At 37.8% G+C, this 19,012-nt stretch carries 11 protein-coding genes; 5 read left to right on the top strand and 6 right to left on the bottom strand.

What is annotated here, in order from left to right; all coding sequences use genetic code 11:
- Positions 1–21 precede the first annotated feature (21 nt).
- Complete coding sequence (locus tag C8D70_RS17785) at positions 22–3,054, top strand: reprolysin-like metallopeptidase (RefSeq protein ID WP_110368191.1); 3,033 nt, start codon at positions 22–24, stop codon at positions 3,052–3,054.
- Positions 3,055–3,428: 374 nt separating this feature from the next.
- Here C8D70_RS17785 and C8D70_RS17780 read toward each other — a convergent pair whose 3' ends face one another.
- The 4 genes from C8D70_RS17780 to C8D70_RS17765 form a co-directional block, all read right to left on the bottom strand.
- Entirely contained in the window at positions 3,429–3,779 is a 351-nt protein-coding gene (locus C8D70_RS17780; protein WP_076594417.1) for a 4Fe-4S dicluster domain-containing protein, read from the bottom strand.
- 157 nt (positions 3,780–3,936) lie between these two features.
- The gene (locus C8D70_RS17775; protein WP_076594418.1) at positions 3,937–4,494 is read right to left on the bottom strand and encodes an NADPH-dependent FMN reductase; all 558 of its coding nucleotides are present in this window, start codon (positions 4,492–4,494) and stop codon (positions 3,937–3,939) included.
- 3 nt (positions 4,495–4,497) lie between these two features.
- Complete coding sequence (locus C8D70_RS17770) at positions 4,498–4,998, bottom strand: DUF2480 family protein (RefSeq protein ID WP_110368190.1); 501 nt, start codon at positions 4,996–4,998, stop codon at positions 4,498–4,500.
- Positions 4,999–5,021: 23 nt separating this feature from the next.
- Positions 5,022–5,648 (bottom strand): superoxide dismutase, encoded by a 627-nt coding sequence (locus C8D70_RS17765; RefSeq protein WP_076594420.1) that lies wholly within the window; start codon positions 5,646–5,648, stop codon positions 5,022–5,024.
- A 194-nt stretch (positions 5,649–5,842) separates the two neighbouring features.
- On the opposite strand from C8D70_RS17765, the gene C8D70_RS17760 reads away from it, so the two are divergent.
- The gene (locus tag C8D70_RS17760) at positions 5,843–6,463 is read left to right on the top strand and encodes a helix-turn-helix transcriptional regulator (protein ID WP_076594421.1); all 621 of its coding nucleotides are present in this window, start codon (positions 5,843–5,845) and stop codon (positions 6,461–6,463) included.
- A gap of 226 nt (positions 6,464–6,689) precedes the next feature.
- On the opposite strand, the gene C8D70_RS17755 is transcribed toward C8D70_RS17760, so the two are convergent.
- The gene (locus C8D70_RS17755) at positions 6,690–11,570 is read right to left on the bottom strand and encodes a PKD domain-containing protein (protein WP_181416158.1); all 4,881 of its coding nucleotides are present in this window, start codon (positions 11,568–11,570) and stop codon (positions 6,690–6,692) included.
- A 342-nt stretch (positions 11,571–11,912) separates the two neighbouring features.
- On the opposite strand from C8D70_RS17755, the gene C8D70_RS17750 reads away from it, so the two are divergent.
- A complete protein-coding gene (locus C8D70_RS17750; protein WP_110368188.1) occupies positions 11,913–13,604 on the top strand; it encodes a helix-turn-helix domain-containing protein in 1,692 nt (563 codons plus the stop codon).
- Between the two features lie 14 nt (positions 13,605–13,618).
- Here C8D70_RS17750 and C8D70_RS17745 read toward each other — a convergent pair whose 3' ends face one another.
- On the bottom strand, positions 13,619–14,245 hold the full coding sequence (locus C8D70_RS17745; RefSeq protein WP_110368187.1) for an RNA polymerase sigma factor: 627 nt from the start codon (positions 14,243–14,245) through the stop codon (positions 13,619–13,621).
- 241 nt (positions 14,246–14,486) lie between these two features.
- Between C8D70_RS17745 and C8D70_RS17740 the strand changes: the two genes are divergently transcribed.
- Positions 14,487–15,443, top strand: coding sequence for a FecR family protein (locus C8D70_RS17740; RefSeq protein WP_110368186.1), 957 nt, complete (start codon positions 14,487–14,489; stop codon positions 15,441–15,443).
- A gap of 47 nt (positions 15,444–15,490) precedes the next feature.
- A complete protein-coding gene (locus C8D70_RS17735; protein WP_110368185.1) occupies positions 15,491–18,793 on the top strand; it encodes a TonB-dependent receptor in 3,303 nt (1,100 codons plus the stop codon).
- The last annotated feature ends 219 nt before the right edge of the window (positions 18,794–19,012 follow it).

Genomic DNA, 19,012 nt, shown 5'->3' with positions numbered 1-19,012 from the left:
AAAATAACTTTAAATAAATCTATGAAAAAAAGAATTTTATTTGTTTGCGCATTAGCGTCTTGTTTTACGGTTTTCAATGCCCAGAGATGGGAGTCTGTCTCTCAGAAAACTTCACAGATAAGAGATGGAGTAGAAGTGCAGCATTCTTACAGAGTGGATTTGAAATCTCTGAGAGAAATGCTGAAAAATGCTGAAGAGACTGGAAAAAATGCACGTCCTGTTATTATTTCTTTACCAACAGCAGAAGGAAAGATTGAAAAATTTGCGGTCTATAGCAATCCTGTAATGGATCAATCACTTGCAGACAGATATCAGCTAGGCTCATATGTCGGGATTGGTGTGGATGATGCTTCTAAGTATTTAAGATTCAGTACATCCCCTACAGATATGCAGTCTATGATCATTAAAGACGGTATATTCCAGTTTATAGAGCCAATAAGTACTGATAAACAAACTTATGGTGTTTTTTATAAAACAAAGGAGAAAGGAGACATGCATGGGTTTGAATGTGATACGGAGCATGATCTTAAAGAGATTGGTAAATTGGAGGAAAACGGGAAAAAAATGCTTTCTAATGTAGGCATTACCAACAGACCTACCAATACCAAATACAGAACTTTCAGAATGGCTATGGCTGTTACCGGTGAATATACACAATTTCACGGGGGTACAGTTGCCGGAGCTGTCGCTGCTATCAATAACACAATGACAAGGATCAATGGGGTTTTTGAGAGAGATTTTGGAGCTCATTTTAATGTGTTGGATCTTCCTGGAATTATTTATACAGATCCTGCTAACGATTTTTACATACCTCAGGCGGCGGGTAATCCGTCATTAAATTTACAGCTTCAACAAAAGCTGACAAATGATGTTGGAAATGCCAATTATGATATTGGACACGTATTTCATTGCAATGCAGGGCAAAGCAGAAATGGAAATGCCGGAGGAATAGGAATTGTTTGTACAAATCCTGCCACTAATACTTCTTTAGGAAAAGGTGCCGCTTTTTCAATGAGCCCTGACCCTGTAGGAGAAGTATTTGATTTAATGGCCGCTCATGAAATGGGACACCAGCTGGGAGCCAACCATACCTTCTCTATGAGAACTGAAGCTTCAGGTGCCAATGTTGAGCCTTGGGGAGGAACAACGATCATGGGATATCCGGGAATTACTCAGGATAATATTCAGGCCAATATGGATGGATATTTCCATTATAAATCTATTTCTCAGGTATTGAATAACCTTGAAGCTAAAGTAGGATGTGGTGTTGCTGTTGATATCATCAACAATACCGCACCGGTGATTACCCCACTGGCTAATTATTCTATACCTAAAGGAACTGCCTATTATCTTGATGCTGTAGCAGCAGATGCAGAAAGTGACCCTTTTACTTATACATGGGAACAATACAACAGTGTAGGAGACAGAAATACCATTTCCGGAGATAGCGGATGGGGGTATAATGCAGAAGGTGCTATCGCAAGATCTTTACCGGGAACAGCTAACAGCAGAAGATATTTTCCTAAACTGGAAACCGTAATGAATGGTGTGCTGACAGACAAACAACTATGGGAAACCGTTTCCTATATCCCAAGAACACTGAACTATGCAGTAACCGTAAGAGATCAGAATGCATCAAGACCCATGACTTCTACTGCTGAGACAGTTGTAACGGTAGGTAATGACGGACCTTTCAAGTTCAGCGGACTTACAACAACATCTGTTTTATATAATGATGCATCCAACACCATTACATGGGATGCTGCAAACACCAATAACGCTCCTTATAATGTAGCGGCTGTAAAAATAGATTATACAACCAATAATGGAACTACATGGACAGATCTGGTAGCCTCTACACCTAATACGGGAAGCTATACTGTACAAATGCCGGCTAATCTAACAGGTGCTGTTAAATTAAGAATATCAGCCATAGGTAATATTTTCTATGCTGTATCTCCTGCTGTAACAGTAGGGGCAGCTCCTACTTCTACTACAGCTGCTCCAACAGGAGTTTCTGTAATAGACACAGAAGTTTTAAAAACAACGGCGAGAATATCATGGAATAAAGTACCGGGAGCTACTTACTCTGTCAATTACAGAAAAGTAGGAACCGCAAGCTGGTCGAATACAACAAGCGCTGTAAACTCTGTATTGCTGTCAAACCTCGAAGATGAAACCAATTATGAAGTACAGGTAGCTGCTGTTGTGAACACTGTTCCTGGTGCATTCTCAACTAATTATACTTTTAAAACAAAAGGGCTGAGAACTGGTACAGATTATTGTTTAATGACTACAGGAGGAAATGGCGGAAGCTTTAATAGCGGTCTTGTAAGATTGACATTATCTAACCTGGCTTATGTATTTACCGGATTGGATGTTTACAAAACATATCTTGACTTTAGTGAAGATGCAACCAAAGTTGTTAATTTAACAAAAGGAACTCAGTATACCGCAAGCTTTAGAAACCTTGCTGGAGGAAATTATAATGACTGGCTTGAAATCTGGATAGATTACAACAGGAACGGAGTATTTGAAAGCTCTGAAAAAGTAGCAACTGACGGAGCACTTCCTGCCTATGTTGCTGCAGCACAGGCTTATCTTCGTGATGGAAATGTAACATTTACAGTACCTGATACGGCATACTCTGGTGAAAAATTGCTGAGAATGAGAGTCGCAAGTACTTTCTTTAATGCAGCCAGCGGACCTTGTGGAAGCCCTACGGTACCTGTAAATGGTGGAGGAATTGTTTCTGTAGGGTCTTTCAGAGATTTTTCTGTTAGAATTTCGGAAAATGCTAACCTTGCTGTTAAAGATATAGTTGACACAAAATCATCCGAAGTATCTATTTATCCTAACCCTGCGGATACATTTATAGAAGTGAAGAACCTTAAAGGTAAAGCAGATTACAAAATCTACAGTGCAGACGGAAGATTAGTTCAGCAAGGTAAAATTGAAGGAAAGATCAACGTTGCTTCTCTGATAAAAGGAATGTATGTGATCACTATAAAAGATGATAAGAATACTTATAATACTAAATTGATCAAGAAATAACACAAATGAAACTCCGCACATCAGGATCTAAAAAAGCGGGGAGAAAAAAGATTTATTGAACTGAAAAAGGCTGTCTCATCAAGGGGCAGCCTTTTGTTCTTACTTATGAATTCAGGTGACTGTTAAAAAATTAAAGCATTGTCGTTATTGATTTTTCCGAATGCATCCGTTCTCTATTTTCCTGGGATTCCTGTTTGGTAGCGGCAGTTCTCTTTCTCATACGGTATTCCTGGAGTAGAAACCCTTTTACACAAGAAGTCTGTACTGAAATTAAAGAGAAATAAATTTTAGCTGAACCGAAAAAGAATCTAAATATAATAGGGCGCGCTTTAGCCCGCCCTCCATTGAAATTAAATATAAAAGATAGAAGTTTATTAAGCACTGTGCATGAATTTTTGTCTGTCCAATAGTACTTCTTCAGTTTCCCGATGATCCGGGTCATCCACACAGCAGTCTACAGGACAAACAGCTTTACATTGAGGTTCTTCATGAAAACCTTTACACTCTGTACATTTTCCGGATACAATATAATACACTTCATCTGAGACAGCCGGATGGTAGGCATCGGCATCACCTTCAGTACCATCAGGAAATGTTATATGTCCTGAAAGTTTTGTTTTGTCTTTCCAGCGCCAGTCGATAGCACCTTCGTAAATGGCTGAGTTGGGGCATTCAGGTTCGCAGGCTCCACAGTTGATACAGGCATCTGTTATTTTTATAGCCATATGGTTTGAATTTAAAGGGTTTAAAAAAGAGATTTCTTCAACCTTGAACGATTGGGAAATCCCCGCTAAACTTAATGACAGCAGTTTAACACTGTTCTTTGGAAATAGACAGCATAAAGTGTGCTGTTTTTATTTTAAATCTTTAATATGCAGTAATTTAGTTGATAATGGCAATTTTTTTAGAAGTTGCAATGCTGATAAGTTTATCAAACTTCCCGGAATAAAGTTCTGAAATTTGAGTGGATGGGTCAGCTGCAAATAATGATGATCTGACAATCGGAACGCTGAATGGCAATGGCCAGGCACGCAGTGATTTGGCTATAGAATCCATAGTGTTGATTCCCTGCATGGCCTGCAGCCCGTCTGCCCAGCACACCAGTCCTACGGTTTTATCTGTGAGATAAGGCTCGTACCTGTTGGCGGTTACCTCAAGCCAGTCCAGACAGTTTTTCATCACTCCCGGAATGCTTCCATGGTAAAGAGGAGCCAGCCAGATATGCAGATCAGCATCTGTGAACATCTGTATCATACGCTCTACTGCCAAAGGAGTTTTGGTGAGTGTAACATCGAATAAAGGAATGCCGGAATCAGCAAGGGTAAAAATATCAGTCTGAATTCCCAGCATTTTTATACGTTCTGAAAAATAGTCAGAAATCAGTCCGGAAGTAGATACAGTTCTTCTTTCCAGCGATCCGTTGAGTATAATAGCTTTCATTTTTTATTGTTTAAAAATTACTTTGGGTAAGCCAATCTCACCATACATCAGTGTTTTAACCAGAGGTTTCAATAATCCCGCTGCTAATAAATATAGAGAAGGATCATGAGAGGTACTTGCCCGTACAACCACTTTCTGATTTCTATACTGTTTCAGGTCTGCATAGATGAAACGTCGTTTCCAGAGATCCAGGAGAATAGTTTCTGCATTGTTTAGATCAACATAAGAAGCATATGGAGACAATTTTTCCATGATCAGCATATAGGCCCAGGGAGGAATGACAGCATCCGTAGAACAGATGATTGCTACTGCTTTTTCGTCATAAACAGAAAAGTCCACCGCAGCAATTGATTCTTTAAATTCTTTTTCCTTAACAATCATTCCCATGAAAAGGTGATCTTTGATATCCAGTTCTACAATTTCCGTAGTCGGTTTGTAATCTGAAAGGTCAAGAGCAATAATGCCTGAAGCCTTTGCTTTATTGATAAAATTTTCCTCAGTCATAGTTGGTTTACTTTCAGTGTTACTTATCTTACTTTCGACAAAGCTTCTTCATATTTTCTTTCAACAGCCGACCAATCAAGTACAGACCAGAAAGCATCCAGATAATCTGCACGTTTATTCTGATAATTCAGATAATAGGCATGTTCCCAAATGTCTATCCCAAGAATAGGGAAACCTCTGTTCATCGAAAGAATATCCATCATCGGATTATCCTGGTTAGGAGTAGAACTGATGGCCAGTGATCCGTTGAATTTTACAAATAACCACACCCATCCGGAACCGAACTGTGATAAACCTGTTTTCTTCATTTCTGCCTTAAGATTTTCAAGACTACCAAAAGTTGAAACAATAGCCTCATCAAGTATGCCCGCAGGATTCAGCTTAGGTTGTGGTGAAAGAATTTCCCAGAATAAAGAATGGTTATAATGACCTCCGCCATTATTCCTTACAGCAGGACTATACTCGCTTATTCTCTGCAGTAGAGAATCCAGATCAGGATTGGCTTCATTGGTTTGTGCCAGTGCAGCATTCAGGTTGTCTACATAAGCCTGGTGATGTTTTTGATGGTGAATGGTCATCGTTTGTTTATCTATAAAAGGAACCAAAGCATCATAAGCATAAGGTAACTGGGGTAACGAAAATGGAGTCATTGTATTTATTTTTTTGATTAATGTGGTACAAAGGTAAAAATATATTTCAATAAAACAACTTTTTTGTTGTTTTATTGATTTTGCATTTGAAATGAATAAAAGATTGTAAATCTTTGTTTTAAGCTTTAATTTTTGAGGTTATAGAAAATGACTATATTTGTTGTTGAAAAATAAAACAACCTAAATATTGTCAAATGAAGAAGCCGGCTGCGGATCGTATTCTGATGTTTTTAAAGATGAGGGGTGAGGCTACATCGCTTCTTATTGCTGAAGAATTGTCGATTACCAAGGAAGGGGCAAGGAAGCATTTGCTGAATCTTGCTCAGGAAGGATTGATCCGGTCTTCGGTAAAAAGCGAAGGCGTTGGCCGTCCATCTACTTACTATACTCTTACAGAAAAAGGATTGGCTCAGTTTCCTGATACCCATGCAGATGTAACAGTTCAGATTTTGAAATCAGTAAAAAATCTTTTGGGTGAAAATGCATTGGATCTATTAATCAGTGACCGTGAGAAGAATACTCATGAACGTTATGAAAAAGTACTTTCAAAGGCAAAATCACTGGAACAGCGCCTTGAATCTCTTTCAGAAGTGCGTAGTGAAGAAGGCTATATGGCAGAATGGAAAAAAGAAGGTGATGACTATTATCTGATTGAGAATCATTGCCCGATATGCGCTGCAGCAAAAGAATGTCAGGGTTTCTGCCGTGCAGAATTGTCCAATTTCCAATCGCTGATAGGAAAAGAGTATAAAGTGGAAAGAATAGACCATATTATTTCGGGAGGGCAGCGCTGTGTCTATAAAATCAGTCAGTAGTTCGCATGTATCAATTCATAAAGATTTGAAAATCAATTTGTTTATATTGATTGGGGTTTCGTATAAAAATAAAGAGGCTGTCCTGAAAGTTTGGACAACCACTTTATTTGCTGATTTTATTCGTACCCCTATACAGTAGGAGTATATTGATATTTGATTCTCAGAGGGTGTATCTGATTTTGAGGACACTCTCTTCATCGATAAGTAAATTAATAAAGCAGATTTTCTATTTCTTTATTAATTTTTTTGTAATTATAGTATGCTGAATGGTTATTATTTTTAAAATATATTCTCCCTGGCTAAGATTGTTTGACTGAATGGTGCTTTGAGAAAGATTTCCACTCTTAATCAGTTTTCCGGACATATCGTACAATTCATAGGATTCCAGATTATCTCCTTTAACTGTAAAGGATTCATTAAAAGGATTAGGATATACTTTAACATCTGAATTTCTTTCTTCGGCAGCAGCAGATGACATTTTATTTTTCGCTGCTTTCAGTATTTTATTGGTCATACCCATATTCGCTGCCATTTCTAAAACCTGACCGAATCTTGGTTCCTCTTTCACACATCTTACATTCATTGCATTCATAGGATGTCCGGTATAAGCATCACTTAAAGAGATAAGTTTGGAGGTAGTAGTATTTTGAGTATCAAATCCTAAATGGAATGCTGCTCCGTATGAATTTGCTGATCGTAAAGCAGCTGTCCATACTCCTGAGATTCCAAGTCTCATAGCAGAAGATATGGCTTCATTACTGTAGAAACCTCTGTATCCCGTTACAGGATAATTCCCGATCTTGTACTTAGAGTTAGGATTATTCGTATTGTCGGATCCCAGCTGATATCCCCATACTGTGTTAGCATTTTTTACTGTTTTACCGGTATAATAAGGAATACCTCCGTTATAGATGTCTGTAGGTTCTTTGATATCATAGCCTACATTCTGCAATACTCCCATACTGAAAATCCTATATTTGTCTACAGTTGCATTAGGAGCATAGAATCCATTGAACCAGGGAGAACTGCCTTTATCTCCTTTCCCGTTAGTGTCTGTAACGCCGTTTGAAATATCAGGAACTCTCCATCCACCGGGACATGGATCGAAAGGAGATTTGCTGGTAGCATGTCCCCATCTTTCCATCATCTGGTTAGGAACAGAATAAAGCCAATCCTGTCCATAGGCAGCATTAAATGATGACCTATTGGTATATTTCTGACCAGGAATCATAAATGCAAGTGGGTTTTCTGAAGAATATTTCAGGGTGTTTGTGATTTTTTCTGCTTTTGTACTTCCTGTTGTGCCATAATCAATATCCCGGCGTTTCGTGTAGGTACTCGTATAAGAAGTGCCTGTAATCTCGGTATAAGATGATGGAATAATATTTCCATTGGTATCAGGTCCTGAAGATTTCCATATACTGTATGTTCCGGTATTGGTGTAGCCGCCTGATACATTTACTCCCGGTTTTATGAAAGTAGGTATAGGATCTTTCCTTCCCCATTGGTATTGCATTCCTGCAGAGTTGCCGATCATTAAAAGTTCATTCCCTGTAGGAGCTGAAGGATTAATTACAACGGGAAAGACATCTGTTGCTCCTAAGTTTCTATCCATAAACGTACTCTTCATTGGCTGGGAGCCAGAATTGGTAAAGTTTACATAATTTGCATTAGATGGTAAAAGCACATCTTCTGTCTGATAAGCTATTTCTCCTATATCCGTATTGCTCACCCATATATGCCAGCTCCAGTAAACAGGATTTTCAACATTACCGTTATGTAAAGACACTAATGCATTACCTGACTGATTGGCCGGTATTTTTACAGAGATATATGCATTTTTTATAGCATTAACATCTGCAGGAGGGTTTACGATTTTAATATTGGAAACCAGAGCGGTATTGTCGGTCCAGTAAACATTCACCTTCAGATTACCAAAGTCTCTCATCCCATGATCAGAAAGATACTGATTATATACTGAAAATGCTTTACTTACAGGAACCTGAATTTCTTGTTCAGTTGCGGCTTTGGTCACTACATAAGAGTTAGGGGTATTAAGACCTTCTGTATAATTTACTATGGAAGGATTTACAAAAAACTCAGTAGGAAAGTCATAACCTGAAGCGTATTTGTCTTCCATACATCTGCAGGCTCCGGTTCCCATTGTACTGGTCGTTTCGAATGGATTAAGATAATATTTTCCTTTCATTCCGGGGAATGTTACTGAATCAGGACTTACGTCAATCCTTCCCGGATCAGCAAAGGCATAAAAGAAATAAGTCTGTACAGTGCTGAGATTAAGCATTGTTGAAGAATGTGCCACAATCTCATGCGGATCCTGATGATAAGTTCCTCCGGTACTTCCAACTACATATTTACCATTTCCAGGATATATTCCCATATTTCTGGAAAAATCACCCATGCTGTAAGCGGTAACGGTATTGGTAAAATCCATTCCCAGACCACCATATATTTTTATTCCGTTTAGATGAGGATGTACAGTAGTTGGCTTTATTAGATTGAATCCTGACTGTACATCACTACTGGCTCCTGTAAACCGGTATCTGTTTCTTCCCCATGGTGAAAAATGATTTGTTGTTCCTGCAGTATTGTTGATATGAGAAGGAATTCTCCATCCGTTAGGACAAGGATCGTATGGTGCCTTAGGCTTGAAGGTATTCACTGTTGATCCGGATGTTCCCATTGCATTTTCAGAATTATCTCCCCATAAATTTGCTTTTTTTCTTGAGGCGTTATCTGTATCTAATGTTTTCTGGAACCATGCGCTGCCTCCTGCTTTATTGTTATAAATAAGATCCAGAGGATTATTAATGGAGTACTTTACATTATTATTTATGTCATCAAAAGGTCTTTGTACGGATTTAATATCATCTGCCGTGCCTGCATCAGCATAGTCGTACAGATGCTTTTTCACTCCTGAGGTTCCGTTGATCTCATACATTGATCCATCTTTATATTCTAAAGGAGGAAACGGGTCTTTTCTTCCCCATTGATATACCAGACCTCCGGATTTATTCCAGTCATATCCTATAAAGTCTCTATTGGTAGCTCCCATATTTCTGTCCATCCATTTGGGAACAAAAGATTGGGTTACGCCATTCACTGTAAATTTGGCATTAGGACTGCCCGCAGTTGTATTATTGTCAGAAACAAATCCATAGGTAATTCCGTTAGTAGGATCATCAGTAACCCAGACATGCCAGCTCCAGACAACCTTATTGTTTATCTTTAAAGCAATAACAGCATTTCCTTTTCCTTTTGATTTATCTACTTCCACTTTTATTTTTGCAGCATCTCCTGAGCCTTCAACCGGCAGAATATAATTGGAAGAACGAATTAACCCCGGAACATCTTCCCAATATACTTCGGCCTGCAAAGATCCGTTTAGCGTTGAAGGATCATTAAGCAAACCATTGACGTCACTCCACATCGCATATGCTTTTTTTACCGGGATATATAAGCCATTATTATTCTGTCCGGAGTCAAAAATATAGCTGTTGGGAGCTTTAGTCCAGTCTCTGCAGTCTGCAGCATTAATAATAGCATTTGTATTTGAAGTGCATCCATTAGTGTTTTTTACGACAATCTGATAGATTCCCGGCTGTAATCCGGTTTTAGTATTACTCTGCTGGTAGGTAGCACCTCCGTCAAAACTGTATAGAAGGTTAGTATCCGTAGTGTTTACTGTAATACTCCCTGTATTTACAGTACATGTAGGATTTGTAATAGCAGCTGAAAAAGCAGCAGGTATTAATGGAGCAGATTCTATAATAGCGGAAACAGCTTCCGAAACAGCTCCTGAAGAATTTTTAATCCTTACCTTATAAGTGCCTTGCGGTAAGCCTGAGATGGTATTGGAAGCCTGGAATGTGACTCCGTTATCAAAACTATATGTTACTCCATCAAGTGGAGAAGTTACAGTAATAGAACCAGACAGGATACTGCATGTAGGCTGTGTTACAGATAAAGTGGGTATATCTACCTGTGCGATTTGAATATAGTTGTCAATTTTCAGGGATGAGGTAAGATTATCCGCATAATCTGCCTCTAATTCTGCATAGTGATTTCCTGCTGTAGTGAAGGTTATTCCCGGATTGTTTTCTGTTGAATGGATCAATCCTGCTCCGTCATCAAATTTCCACTGTACAGATAAAGGACTTCCTTGAGACAGATTGGTAAATTGTATATTGCTGCCTATATATGAAGAGGTAGGAACTGCAGAAAACTCTACAGCAGGAGATATGGAAACAGAGTTTCCAAAATTTACACTGGCATTTACGTCTATTGCCTGCCTTTGTCCTGCGGTATTAGTATAGGCTTTCACCCGGATATAATATTTTCCGGGAGTTAATGGATAGTTCAGAACTTCCGGGCTACGGCTGTTTAGCCATCCTCTAGCTCCATCACTCATCCATGCCGTAGCTGTAATGAGGGTTTCCGTTTCACTGCCGTCTGTGTTTTTTTTAACAAGGTAGGTCCAGTTTCTGACAAAAGATAATGATCTCAGATTTAAGACTGCTGTTGTAACTCCTACAGGGATTTCAAATTCTTTGCTTACATAAAAATGATAGCCTGTAATCACATTATTACCTGTTATCCATCTTGTAATTCCTGCCCCAGTCCCTATTGTTGAAGCTGAAGACCATCCTGCTGCAGTAGCTGTATAACGTGTTACAGGTACACTTACAGCTCCGTTAGGATCTGTGTATGTCCAATCCGGATCTGGGATGCCGGCATCAGACATCATGGTTCCGTCATCATTTCTTCCCGATCCCAGATCTACTATGCTTCCGGATGTAATCTTGATGGTTCTTACAGAAGCTGAAGTTCCTGATGCATTACTTACAGTGAGCTTAGCTTTATAAATCCCGGGCGTGTTGTATGTAACGCTGGGATTTGGAACGGATGAAACTGAAGGATTGCCTCCGGTGAACTCCCACGAAAAAGCGGCTGGTGATCCGGTACTTTCATCCAGAAAATTAACCGTATTACTGCCGGCAACTGTGACTGAAAATTTGGATAGCGGGCTTTGAGCATAAATATGCATTGCCAGTATGAATCCAAATAAAGAGATAATTTTTTTCATTGCTGATGATTTTTTATCAAACATATATAGATTCATCGGGAAGTGAAATAAATAGTTGACCAAATTTATAAAAATGATATTTGGATTTATAAATTAAAAATAATTTAATTAGTTGATATATATATTATTGTGTTCTTTTTTTTCTGTGGGGTTCCATATAAAAAGCAGGGGATATTTTTAAAATATCTTAACTTTATAATGATGAATTAGGTAAGTATTTGGAAATAAAATTGATGATTTGTTATAACACATACTTTTGTTTTATTGCTGTTTATTTATTATAAGTCTCAATTTTGATTATTTTTTTGAATTCTGCATAGATTTGTAAAAATAAAACACACAATGATCGTATTAAAAAAAGTATTTATTTTATTTTTCCTCTTGTCTATAAAAGTATACTGCCAGATTTCGGATAGAAGTTCAAGGGAAATAGACAGCCTGATACAAAAAGACCAATGGGATCTTGCACATTATAAGCTGACTGATGAGAATACCCAATTCAAAAGGCTTTCCAGATATCCGCTTCATTATCACCTGCTGATTAAGCTTGATTCTGTAACAGTTTTATACAAAAAAGGAAAATATCCTCAATCCGGAGAAGCTTTGCTTCGTATCATTAAAGAAATACACGATAATAAGAAAGAGCTTAAATCATATTATTCACCATTGAATCATATTGCTGTAACAAGACTTTTCTATATAGAAAAAAGACTTGGAAATGTTTCGCAGGGACTCAAATATCTATCTTTCTTTTCATCTGAAATGGAACCTGTTTACAGGAAAAAGCAAAAGCTTCTTTTTGGAGTGGCTCATATAGAGCTGGGAAATTATAAAAAGGGAATCGAAATCTTGAACAGCCGTTTGAAAGATATAAAAGAAGATTACAATCATCTTCTGTTCAGTAAATTTTTGCATGATAAAGAAACTGCGGCAACTTATAATACTAAAGGAGATGCTTTTATAAAATGGTATAAAAGCACAGGAGAAAAAAAATATCTTGATTCTTCCAGATACAGCTATAATATGGCGTTTAATATAATGAAGGATTCACCCTATTTTTCAAACTATTCCAAAGCGCTGCATCTTTACAGACAGGCCAATACTGCTTTACTGCAAAAGAAGTATCATGATGCAGGTACACTTTTCACTAGGTGTGAGAAAAATCCCGAACTTATGAATAAGAATTTATCCAGAGAATGTGTATGGGTTGGAAAGGCTGAAACCTGCACCTATCTTAAAAAGACGGATTCTGCTTTTTATTATATCAATAAAATAGATAATGAGAAAAATTCGGAATGCAGCTATGAAAATAAGCTTAAAATACTTCATTTGCTAAGTCTTAATTATGAGAACATCGGAGATAATAAAAATGCATATAAATATGCCAAAATAAGCTTGTCTGAGATTGATAGAATAAATCAGCAAAACCATGTTGGAAATTACTTTTTAGGAAAATATGAACAGCAGGAAATAATATTATCCTCAAAAAAGATGATTGAAGAAAATGAAAAGAAAAGTTTTATACTGATTACTGTCATTATATTTATTTCAACACTTACTATTGTGTTGTTTATTTATCATTATAAAAGAAAAAGCAATACATATTCCGGAACTGCGTATCAGGAGAGAAAGCATGATGCAATTCCCTTCACAGAAGGTATACCGCTTATCATAGATAATGAGCTGGTAAATCAGATATTAAAAAAGCTTGAAGATCTTGAGTCGGGAAAAAAATTTCTATCCAATAATTTTAAGCTTTCAAATCTTGCCAAGCAGCTCAATACCAACACTGCTTATTTGTCACAGATTATTAATCAGCATAAAGGAATGAGCTTTTCTGAATACGTAAATGATCTGAGAATAGATTATATTGTGAGTGAACTTCAGAATAATTCGGTTCTCCGTAAATATACCATACAGACAATGTCGAAAGAAGCGGGTTATAAAAGTACAACAACTTTTATCAGTGCATTTAAAAAGAAAACCATGACGACTCCTTCAGAGTATATCAGAAAACTCAAAAATATTGATTGATATAAAACTGGGAATCAATATGTTATCATGATTTCCATCAGCAAGAGTATGGATGCCATTTTTTTAGAAGACTGATACTCAGGATTCAGCTGTTCACGGATTTCTCCCAAAGCTTTGCTTAATTTATTACTCACTGTCTTGTTACTGATGCCCAGAGCTTCTGCTGTTTCATTAACTGACATGTTTTTCCGGATTCTCATATCATAGACCTGCTGTTCCGTTGAGGAAAGCTGGGAAACTACTTCATCAATCATGGTTAATAAAGCACTGATCTCATTTTCCTCAAGGATTTCAAAATACTCTGAATCTGCAATTTCTATTTCATTAGGAATATCAAACTCGTCAATACTCAGAGTTGGAGGCGCTTTTTTATAGCTGTTATAAAAATCAAGAATCCGATAATGAAGATGGCGGAGAAGGTAGCCTTTGGCACTTTCTGTATCATCGGTCTGTATGGCATCCGTATTCTCTAGAATCTTCATCCATAAGTTCTGAAGAATTTCTTCAGAGGCTTCCTTATCCCGTGTCCGTATAAAAACAAAACGATACAGACTATTCCAATACCGGTCATACAGCAGCATAAATGCAGGACGGTCGCCTGATTTTATTTTCTTTAATAATGTATAATCTGTTGGGTTCATATTGTGATACAAAATTACCTAAAGGAAAATTAACTTTTTGTGAACTTTGGGTGTGATAAGATTAAATATTTCTGAAAAACAGCACTTAAATAGGGTGCTAATCTTGGGTAAATGTGAAAATTGATGAAAATTATTAACAATTTGGTTGTAATGTGAATATAACGTTAAGGATGCCCCGGGGAAGTTTTTCATTTTCACGGTCTTATAGATAGAAGTATCAGTGAATACATGACAAGACCTTATGAAAAAACGTTTAACCTATAAAAATATTGAAGCCTTTGTTTTCAGACTTTGGGAACGGGAAGTTACGGAAGACTCAATTTCTGAAAAAGAAAACGAACTTTTAAAGCAATGGAAAAATCTTGCAGAAAAAGATCTGGATATTGTTCATCTTAAAGAATCCAAAGAAAGAGTATTGTCCGGACTGGAGTATTACTTTCCTCAAACAGATATTATTTCTATCCGATCTGCAAAAAGCTTTACCACACATCTGTATAAAATAGCTGCGGTTATTATCCTGCTTTTATCATTGGGCGGAGTTTTTACCTACACCATGTTCATTAAGCCGGATGTTTATATTGCAGAATCCGGCAGCCGAATTGTTCATCTTGAAGACGGATCTGTAGTTACTCTTTTGCCTGGCGCTGAACTGACTGTAGAAAAATCTTTTCCTGCTTCTACAAGAGTGGTGGATTTAAAAGGAGATGCTATATTCTCTGTGGCAAAATCTAAAACGCATCCTTTCATCGTTCGTGCGGATGGTTTCAGTACTAAAGTATTGGGAACAGTATTTAAAATTTCACAGTCAGGCAAGAAAAAAGCGGTTGATCTTTATGAAGGGAAGGTAGCTGTTTCTTCCCCGGGTGTTCCGGTTTCTTTCCTTAAGCCTAATCAGAAATGGACCAATTTCGGAATTGCTCATACTACAGCAATTATTTCATTGAAACCTGTGAAAAGCCCAGTAAACAAAGCTCCTGCAATATTGTCTTTGAGCTTTAACGATGTTCCTTTAAAAGAAGTAGCAGCCGTCCTGGAAAGCAATTATGATACAAAGGTTCAGTATCCTAAGGAAGCTGAAGATAAGAAGATCACTGCAGATTTCACTGGTGGTACTGTGGGTGAGAATATTGAGTCATTAGCCTTCATCCTGGGATTAGAAGTACATAAAAAAGAAAATACCTATATCCTTAAGAAATAAATCATTATTCAAAAAAAATAATCATAATCAAGAGAACACTATTAAGTATGAAAAGTTTGAAATGTGGGATTACCATAGCAGCCTTATTTTTTACTGTAGCCGCAGAAGCTCAGGAGCTGGTTCAGAAAGTAACATTTTCTGTACCTGCCAACAGACCGCTGATTGAAGTTTTAGAAGAGTTTGCCGGAAAAACAGGGATGAGACTGGCTTATTCCAAAGTAGATATTAAAGAGCTGAAGGTAAGAGGGATAAAATGTGAAAATACTTCCGTCAATAACTGTCTTAAAGATATTACCAAAGGACTTCCTGTTGTGTACCGGCTGCATGGTGACCTTATTTCGGTAAAATATGAAAGTTCTACTATTTCCGTATTGGGAAACGGACGAATTTCCGGTAAAATAGTGGATGAGGTGGGAAATCCCATTACAGGAGCAGAAGTTATTGCAGCTCAAAGGACGGTTGTGACTGACAATAACGGAGATTTTACCATAGAGCTTCCTTCGGGATCTCATAATCTGATCATAAAAGCTCCTAAATATAATACGCTGAGGGTTGAAAAGCTTTCTGTTAGCAATAAAGAAACAATCTTGGTTTCATTTGCTTTAAACAAAGCTTCTGATAAAATTACAGATATCAAAGAAGTTGTGATTACAGCAGCCCGTAAAGCAGATACCCAGGCGGGACTTCTTGCCCAGCAGAAGAAAGCAGCCCAGATGAGTGATGGTATTTCGGCAGAACAGATTTCCAAAACACCAGACAGCGATGTGGGAGGAACTTTGAAAAGGGTGACGGGAATTACCACCATTGATAATAAATATGTAGTAGTACGATCTATGGGAGAACGCTGGAACACTGCTGCCATGGACGGAATCAACCTGCCAAGTACAGAAGCTTATAACCAGAACTTTTCATTTGATATCATTCCTACTGCCATGGTAGAAAGTGTGGTGGTAAGCAAATCTGCAACCCCGGATATGAATGCCAGTTTTGCAGGAGGTTATGTAGAAGTAAGAACCAAGGATATTCCCAACGAAAACTTTACAACCGTAACATTGGGAACTTCATATAATGATCAGTCGGCCTTCAAAGAATTTCTGACCCGTCAGCGCGGAAAGTATGACTATTTCGGGTATGATGACGGAACAAGGGATTTTCCCAAAGGATTAGAACCGATGAACTGGACAGACCCAAGATTTTTTGAACAGTCCAGACAGTTTACCCATGATAATTTCAGCACCTATAAAACAAAAGGTGACATGGGATCTAATATACAGCTGGCATTAGGAAGAACGTATGCGCTTAAAAACAATAATAAATGGGGTTTTGCCGGAGCATTTGTCATCAGAAATGAGCAAAACAAACTGGACATTGACCACACAGGAAGGGGAAACTGGCTGGATACCACCGGACCTTATATTGCTGACTGGGAAACAAAAGGAGTAGCTCCTATACCATTTTATAATTTTAAAAATCAGGGGGCTTCCTACAATTATAACTCTACGTTGGCAGGAATGCTAAATTTTGGACTGCAGCTGGGCAAGAACAGAATTTCATTCCGTAATTCCTACACCCATATTTTTGATAATACCCTGACAAGAGTTACCGGCTGGAATGAATATACTACCGGAAGTGCCATGGCTTCCAATGCAGAATTAGCCTACAATTATTTTTATAACGGAATCATCCCCAATAATGATCCTGCTCAGATCAAAAACTTAGACAGACCATATACTGATAACACCAATTACCCGATTTTTCAAACCCTTTTGCAGAATAAACTGGAAGGGAACCACAAAATAGGCAATACAGAAGTCAGCTGGTTTGCAGCAAGAACCGGGATAACCTCTGATACGAAAGATTATACACAATACTTGACTCTTTATGATTTTATTGGAAGTGAAATTCTAACCTATCATAAAATCTATAATACCGGAGGAAATTTTTACAGAGGATATATCGCCAATAAAGAAACAGATTACAATTACGGAGCTTCAGTGAAGTGGGATCTGGATTTCGGAAACTTAAAAAATACGGTGAAGACAGGATACGCAGGTACATTGAAGAATAATACCAACCAACAACAAAAATTCTTTCTGCGAGTGGATGAGAACAGAAATGTTCCGAATAGTGAAAAAAATCACCTGACGATGTATGGAACTCTTTCAGATTGGTTCAATGGATCTCACTATGCACCGGGAGGTATAGGGTGGGAAACCAAAGCATTGTATAAAAACGATAAATATGAAGGAGAAGTGAAACAACACGCTCTTTATGTGATGTTTGATAACCGTTGGAAGAAATTAAGATTGGTATGGGGAGTTCGTGCAGAATATTTTAAGTATGATCTTATTTCCCAACAACTGGACTCAAGTGATACAAAGAATGTTGAAAGGGCGGCCATTGAGGATAAACCGTGGCAATGGATGCCTTCTGCGAATTTTACTTACAGCCCTACGAATAAAATCAATTTCAGACTTGCCTATAATAAATCTGTCATCCGTCCGCAGTTTAATGAACGAACAGGACTTCCTTATTTTGATCCGGTTGCCAATGGTTTGATTTATAATACAGAAATGACCTCTTCTGTTATTAATAATTATGATTTCAAATTTGAATGGTTTCCCGGCCTTGGAGAAATATTTTCAGCAGGATTGTATTATAAAAATATAGACAGGCCTATAGAACGTGAAGGGCATATCTCCAGTGAAGGGAATCTATATCTCTATAACGGTAATTCAAAAAATGCAAAATTGGCAGGAGTTGAGGCAGAAGTCAGAAAGAACTTAGGATTTATTGCGGGAGGAACTTTTCTGGAAAAACTTTTCATAAGCGGAAACTTTACCTATAATCACACGAAGGTAGTAGCTTTTAAAGACCTGTACAAAACAGGTGACAATGATGAAACCTATGAAGTAAAACGTCCTTTGTTCGGGCAGACTCCTTATGCTTATAATCTTGGATTGACGTATGATGGCGATCGCTTGGGACTGAGCTTTTTATACAATGCAAAGGGTGACCAGTACATTACCGTTGGATATGCTTACAAAGGAGAAGAAATACAGCGCCCTTACGCCGTAGCAGATGCACAGATCTCGTATAAATTTTTACGCAATAAAAACCTTGAATTAAAACTCAATGCAAGAAACTTATTCAACAGGGTGAAGGAATACTATAATAATTACAATTCCTATGTGATACCACTGGGACTTGGGAGTGCTATCGGAACGGAACGGGAAGCATGGGGACTTTTACCGGGTGCAACCGACAGGTATGACAAGAATATTGATAAGATTATGTTCAGGGCCTACAGTGGCAGAATGTTCAGCCTGAGTGTAAACTATATGTTTTAGAAAGCAATAGATCAAATACCAATACAGAAAGATATCTTCATGATAGCAGCGTACAGGTTTCGGTAACCTGGTCAAAAACTAAGAATACTGATGATGCGCACAGCAGTAAAGTTCTGAAAAAACCGGACGTTAACAGCTTTTCCCACGCTTTAACGGTTTCCATGGGAACTCCCGCAATGCAGTTCCTCCTGCAGCGATGGGATGAACACCAAAAAACAA

The sequence above is a fragment of the Chryseobacterium sp. CBTAP 102 genome (assembly GCF_003201365.1).
GTDB lineage: Bacteria > Bacteroidota > Bacteroidia > Flavobacteriales > Weeksellaceae > Chryseobacterium > Chryseobacterium candidae.
The sequence above is the reverse complement of the archived record's forward strand: the minus strand, read 5'-3'. Positions and strand labels throughout refer to the sequence as shown.

Bases quoted from the DNA above. Each gene is read 5' to 3' on its own strand.
- C8D70_RS17785 (WP_110368191.1), top strand. From the start codon at position 22: ATGAAAAAAAGAATTTTATTTGTTTGCGCATTAGCGTCTTGTTTTACG.
- C8D70_RS17780 (WP_076594417.1), bottom strand. From the start codon at position 3,779: ATGGCTATAAAAATAACAGATGCCTGTATCAACTGTGGAGCCTGCGAA.
- C8D70_RS17775 (WP_076594418.1), bottom strand. From the start codon at position 4,494: ATGAAAGCTATTATACTCAACGGATCGCTGGAAAGAAGAACTGTATCT.
- C8D70_RS17770 (WP_110368190.1), bottom strand. From the start codon at position 4,998: ATGACTGAGGAAAATTTTATCAATAAAGCAAAGGCTTCAGGCATTATT.
- C8D70_RS17765 (WP_076594420.1), bottom strand. From the start codon at position 5,648: ATGACTCCATTTTCGTTACCCCAGTTACCTTATGCTTATGATGCTTTG.
- C8D70_RS17760 (WP_076594421.1), top strand. From the start codon at position 5,843: ATGAAGAAGCCGGCTGCGGATCGTATTCTGATGTTTTTAAAGATGAGG.
- C8D70_RS17755 (WP_181416158.1), bottom strand. From the start codon at position 11,570: ATGAAAAAAATTATCTCTTTATTTGGATTCATACTGGCAATGCATATT.
- C8D70_RS17750 (WP_110368188.1), top strand. From the start codon at position 11,913: ATGATCGTATTAAAAAAAGTATTTATTTTATTTTTCCTCTTGTCTATA.
- C8D70_RS17745 (WP_110368187.1), bottom strand. From the start codon at position 14,245: ATGAACCCAACAGATTATACATTATTAAAGAAAATAAAATCAGGCGAC.
- C8D70_RS17740 (WP_110368186.1), top strand. From the start codon at position 14,487: ATGAAAAAACGTTTAACCTATAAAAATATTGAAGCCTTTGTTTTCAGA.
- C8D70_RS17735 (WP_110368185.1), top strand. From the start codon at position 15,491: ATGAAAAGTTTGAAATGTGGGATTACCATAGCAGCCTTATTTTTTACT.